The organism is Micromonospora sp. M51 (assembly GCF_018070305.1).
Classification (GTDB): domain Bacteria; phylum Actinomycetota; class Actinomycetes; order Mycobacteriales; family Micromonosporaceae; genus Micromonospora; species Micromonospora parva.
Genome location: NZ_JAGPXZ010000443.1, coordinates 1 through 5,113, shown reverse-complemented (window position 1 = coordinate 5,113; position 5,113 = coordinate 1). Strand labels below are relative to the sequence as shown.

The 5,113-nt window shown below is 72.0% G+C and carries 5 protein-coding genes and 1 pseudogene; 2 read left to right on the top strand and 4 right to left on the bottom strand.

The window, feature by feature from the left end; genetic code table 11:
- A partial coding sequence (locus KBX53_RS21640; protein ID WP_210861279.1) for an aminotransferase class V-fold PLP-dependent enzyme occupies positions 1-1,171 on the top strand: 1,171 nt, incomplete at its 5' end.
- Between the two features lie 97 nt (positions 1,172-1,268).
- On the opposite strand, the gene KBX53_RS21635 is transcribed toward KBX53_RS21640, so the two are convergent.
- From KBX53_RS21635 to KBX53_RS21625, 3 genes are read right to left on the bottom strand one after another with little or no spacing between them, the layout of a single operon-like run.
- On the bottom strand, positions 1,269-2,123 hold the full coding sequence (locus tag KBX53_RS21635) for a hypothetical protein (protein ID WP_210861278.1): 855 nt from the start codon (positions 2,121-2,123) through the stop codon (positions 1,269-1,271).
- Complete coding sequence (locus KBX53_RS21630) at positions 2,124-2,768, bottom strand: SigE family RNA polymerase sigma factor (protein ID WP_210861276.1); 645 nt, start codon at positions 2,766-2,768, stop codon at positions 2,124-2,126.
- A 13-nt stretch (positions 2,769-2,781) separates the two neighbouring features.
- Positions 2,782-3,699, bottom strand: coding sequence for a hypothetical protein (locus KBX53_RS21625; RefSeq protein WP_210861274.1), 918 nt, complete (start codon positions 3,697-3,699; stop codon positions 2,782-2,784).
- A gap of 224 nt (positions 3,700-3,923) precedes the next feature.
- Between KBX53_RS21625 and KBX53_RS21620 the strand changes: the two genes are divergently transcribed.
- On the top strand, positions 3,924-4,505 hold the full coding sequence (locus tag KBX53_RS21620; RefSeq protein WP_030329811.1) for an NADH-quinone oxidoreductase subunit B: 582 nt from the start codon (positions 3,924-3,926) through the stop codon (positions 4,503-4,505).
- Between the two features lie 59 nt (positions 4,506-4,564).
- Here KBX53_RS21620 and KBX53_RS21615 read toward each other — a convergent pair.
- Positions 4,565-5,113 (bottom strand): annotated as a pseudogene (locus KBX53_RS21615) (hypothetical protein); the annotation flags it as partial.

Below are 5,113 nucleotides of genomic sequence, written 5' to 3'. Positions count from 1 at the left end.
CACCAGCGGCGGCACCGAGTCGCTGATCCTCGCCGTCAAGACCGCCCGCGACGCCCACCCGGAGATCGCCGAACCCCGGATCGTGGTGCCGTCGAGCGCACACGCGGCCTTCGCCAAGGCGGCGCACTACCTGCGGGTGGCGCTGGACGTCGTGCCGGTCTCCCCGCAGACGCTGCGTCCCGACCCGGCCGCGATGGCCGCCGCCATCCGCCCGGAGACGGTGCTGGTCGCCTGCTCCGCGCCGTCGTACGCGCACGGGGTGATCGACCCGGTCGCGCAGATCGCTGCCGCCGCCGCCGACGCCGGGGTGCGCTGCCACGTGGATGCCTGCTTCGGAGGTTGGACCCTGCCGTACCTGCGTCGCCTCGGGGAGCCGGTGCCGCCGTTCGACTTCGCCGTGCCCGGGGTCACCTCCATCTCGGTCGACCTGCACAAGTACGCGTACGCGCCGAAGGGGGTGTCGGTGCTGCTGCACCGGGACGCCACGCTGCGCGCCCCGCAGTACTTCGCGTACGCCGACTGGCCCGGCTACACGATGATCAACCCGGTGATCGCGTCCACCCGCTCGGGCGGCCCGATCGCCGCCGCGTACGCCACGGTGCGGCACCTCGGCGACGACGGCTACCTGCGGCTGGCCGGCGTCACCCGGGACGCGGTCGCCGGGCTGGCCGACGCGGTCCGCGCCGTCGACGGGTTGCGGCTGATGGCCGAACCGGAGTCGACAGTGGTCTGCTTCACCGCCACCGAAGACGGCCCCGACCTGTTCGTGCTGGTCGACGAGCTGACCGCGCGGGGCTGGCACACCCAACCCCAGCTGTCGTACGCCGGTCTGCCCGCCAGCGTGCACCTCACGGTGACCGCGGCGGTCGCGCCCCGGGTGGCCGAGTTCGGGCCGGACCTGACCGAGGCGGTGGCCGCCGCCCAGGCGGCCGGCCCGGTCGCACTCCCGCCCGAACTGACGGCGCTGGCGACGTCACTGACCCCGGACGCGCTGACCCCGGAGCTGGTCGCGGGTCTCGCCGCCGGGCTGGGCATGGGCGGCGACACCGACGGTGCGCCGCTGCCCGAGCGGATGGCGGTGGTGAACACGCTGCTCGACGCCGCGCCCCCGGCGCTGCGCGAGCGGCTGTTGGTGGAGTTCGTCGGGCTGCTGCAACGCCCCACCTGGTGACCGGAGCGCCGGCCGCCACGTACCCCCCCGGGTCGTACGTGGCGGCCGGCGACCGGAGCCTCCCGCTCGATGGAGACGGATCCGGTGGCGCGGGCGCTCAACTGGCGGGCAACTGCAAGGTGGTAGCTGCGGTGTTGTCGCCGGGCGAACGGTCGGCCGGGAACTTTCCGCCCACGTTGGCCCGCACGGTGAGCGCGAAACCGGTGAGGGTCCGGGCCGGCCCGCCCGGGGCGATGTTCACCGTGACGGCGATCTGGTAGGAGCGGGTGCCGCCGAGGGGAATCGGCCCGTCGCCGGTACAGGTCATCGTCTTGAGGTCGTCGGTCTGGCCCTGGTGGAAGCAACCGCCGATGTTCGTGCCCTTCAGACTGATCGTCGCCTCGACGGGAAGCACCACGATCAGGTCCCCGGCGTCGTACGACCGGGTGGCGGCGTTGCCCATCGTGACGTCGAGCGTTCCGGTGTAGGCGGTGTCGGACGGCTCCAGAGTGAGGGAGCGCGGGGCGCTGATCGACAGGTCGACGTACCGGGTAGGGGTCGGCGTCGGCTTCGGCCTGGGCGTGGGGCGGGAACTGGTTGGCCGATCGGTCGGAGGGCTGGCGGAGGGCGTCGCGGTCGGCGTCGACGGACCGCTCGGCAGGGACGTGGGCGACTGGCTGGTGGGACCGGCTGCCAGACTCTCCATCTGGACCGAGGGAAAATCGGTGACCGGCGAGGGGGCGATGACATCGGTGGGCGGCGGAGCGGCCACGGGCCGAACCAGACTCACCCCGCCGACCGCGACGAGTACCGCTGCGGCGATCCCCGACGACACGACCCGATTCCGCAGCCGGCGGTACGCCCGCCGACGCGGCACGTCCGGATCAGGCTCGTCGACCTGCTGGAAGCCGGCGGTGCTCAGCTCGTCGAAGGCAGCCGCCAGCCAATCAGCTCGCTCGTTGCGCTGCTCCATCTAGTCCGCCCTCCTTCCGGTCGGGCCGCCGTCGACGGTCGCGGGTTGTCGGCTCGAGAGTCCGGACTCCTGCTCGGCCAGACGATCGGCCAGCGTGGCCCGGGCCCGGTGCAGCCAGGACTTGACAGTGCCGGCCGCCACCCCGCAGTCCTCGGCGATCTCACTGATGGTCAGCTCGGCCAGGTAGTGCAGAACCACCGCGCGCCGTTGGTTCGCCGGCAGGGTCACCAGCGCGGCGGTGAGTGCCACCCGATCCGGACCGGGCCCGTTGACCACCTCCACCCGCTGACGGAGGCTGAACAGCCGGGCGGTGCGCAGGCGACGCCACCGGCTGACCGCGACGTTCCAGGCGACCCGACGGATCCAGGCCACCGGGTCGTCGTAGCGGGAGATTCGGTCCCAGCGGGGCCAGGCCCGGCTGAACGCCTCCTGCACCAGGTCCTGTGCCTCGTTCATGTCCCCGACGAACGCGTACAGCTGCACCACCAGTGGCTGGAAGTGACGCCGGTAGACCTCGTCGAAGCGGGGACCATCGTCGTGCGGGACCGCTCCGCTCACCTCGATGTGCAGAAGCGCGGGAGCCGTCACCGGATCGGGTGCGGCGGGGGTGCGCGGCCGCTGGAACCCCTGCGGCCGCGCCTCCATCGAGGACATTCGGTCAGCCGGCGGTGACGGCGAAGGTGGCGATGTTGTCGGCCGGGTCGACGTCGGGCAGCTGGCCGCTCCAACCAAAGTTGCCGTACAGCTGCACCGAACCGGTGCCGAGGTCACCGGGAGACACCTCGGCGGGTGCCCAGATCAGCAGGGCTATCGTTCGCTCCTCACCGGGCATGAATTTCCCGCCGGCCACCATGCAGTGCGCCGTGCAGACGTCCGCGGGTTCGGTGCCACCGATATCGACCCCACGTGGCAGAGTCGGAGCGAGCCAGTACGCGTCGTGTGCCGCGTCGCCCGCGACCCGGACGGTGATCGGCACCCGCCCGAACCAGCTGCCGTCCTCCTGCCGCGTCATGGTGGCGGAGCCGGCGCTCACGGCCGCGTCCGCGATGGTGTCCCGCACGTACGGGCGGGGGGCGCGCAGTGAGCCCGTCGTCGAGCGGAACAGCGCGGAGAAGGCTGCCGTGTCGTTCGCGGGGTTCCGGTCTCCGGTCTCGATGGCGACCTTTCCACCGGGGGTGACCATCGCGTACGGCCGGGTGGTGGTGAGCACCCGGAAGTCAACGGTGAACGTTCGCCGCTCACCCGGTTGCAACGCGCCGCCCGGCACGCCGCAGTAGATCGTCCGGGCCGGCTGTGGCACCCCGAAATTGCAGGGATCGGCGGGGTCGAGCCCGTCGAAGGCGCCAGGGACCGGTTCGGTGACCGCCAGATTGAGGTACGCCGCGTCGTGGCCGCGGTAGTTGACTGTCACCGAAAGGCTGCCCACGTACCCCCGGGCGGTCGGCTCGAGCACCAGCCGGCCGACCGAGACCGCCGTGTCGCCCGGGCCGGCGACCGCCGGCCCCGACAGACCGGTCAGCGCGACCCCCGCGCCCAGGACACCGGCCAGCAGCCGGCGGGTGATGGTTCTGGTCATTCGTGTCTCCCCGTTCCCCGTAGTACCGCCCCATGGCTCCGGTGGCGGTGATGCGAGCAAGACACCCGACGGGCCCCGCAACGGTTGCAGGCCTCGCGCCCGTCGGGTTGTCAGGTGCGTGACAGGCTGCGGGGCTGTGCGAACCAAGGGGATCGTGACCGGCCCCAACGGGTACCCGCCGGAGCTGTGATTGACTGTTCGACGGGGGTAGGAGGGAGGCGGTCGTGCAGCTGCCGGCAGTGCTCGGTGAGCCGATCCGGTTCGTGCTCAACTGGGGGCGCCGCTACTCGCTCTGGGTGTTCAACTTCGGTCTGGCCTGCTGCGCGATCGAGTTCATCGCCACCAGCATGGGTCGGCACGACTTCATCCGGCTCGGCGTGATCCCGTTCGCCCACGGCCCCCGCCAGGCCGACCTGATGGTGGTCTCCGGCACGGTGACCGACAAGATGGCGCCGGCGATCAAGCGGCTCTACGACCAGATGCCCGAGCCGAAGTACGTCATCTCGTTCGGCGCCTGCTCCAACTGCGGCGGCCCCTACTGGGACTCGTACTCGGTGACCAAGGGTGTCGACCAGATCATCCCGGTCGACGTGTACGTGCCCGGCTGCCCGCCCCGGCCGGAGGCGCTCCTGCACGGCATCCTGCGTCTGCAGGAGAAGATCGCCGCCGAGCAGTCCGGCATCGGGGGTGTGCCGCAGCGGGACGTGCTGGCCGCGCCGCTGGACGCCCCGCCCCGCGAGGCCGCCGCACCGCGCTCGGTCGACTCGCTCACCGCCGCCCCGGTACGCCCACCCGCCGGGAGCTGACGGCGGTCAGCCACCACCCGGAACTGGTCCGGGCGGCGGCCGGCCGTCGCACCGTCAGGTCAGCTGGCTGCCACGGCCAGGTTGAACGTGACGGTGTTGTCGCTCGGGTCGACGTCTGGCACCGTCTCGTTCCAGTAGTGGGTGGCCAGCGCCACGGTGATCGGGGTCGACTCGTCCGCCGGGTCGGTCGGTCGGCTGATGAACAGCGCCACGTCTCGCTCCTCACCCTGCATCAGCAGCCCGCCCGGCACGAAAGCCTGGGAGCCGTACACCGGGCCGTCGAAAGGTTCGGTGAAGAGGATCATCGACCCGGCGGGCAGCTGTGCGGCGGTGAGTGAGTTGCCGAGCTGGCGGGCGTCACCGGCGTACCGGACCCGGAGCGGCACCCGCCGGGTGTTCTCGGGGCCGTCGGTCACCGGCCCGATCACCTGGACGGACGCGTTCGCCTGGGTGTCCTGCACGTACGTCTGCGGGCGGGCGAGCTTGCCGTCGAGGGAGCGGAACTGCGCGCTGAACGGAACGGTGCCCAGCGATCCGGTTTCGTACGAGTAGGCGGTGACCAGGCCGCCCGCCGCGATCATCGGGTAGCTCCGGGGGGTGGTCAGCAC

Bases quoted from the DNA above. Each gene is read 5' to 3' on its own strand.
- KBX53_RS21635 (WP_210861278.1), bottom strand. From the start codon at position 2,123: ATGGAGCAGCGCAACGAGCGAGCTGATTGGCTGGCGGCTGCCTTCGAC.
- KBX53_RS21625 (WP_210861274.1), bottom strand. From the start codon at position 3,699: ATGACCAGAACCATCACCCGCCGGCTGCTGGCCGGTGTCCTGGGCGCG.
- KBX53_RS21630 (WP_210861276.1), bottom strand. From the start codon at position 2,768: ATGGAGGCGCGGCCGCAGGGGTTCCAGCGGCCGCGCACCCCCGCCGCA.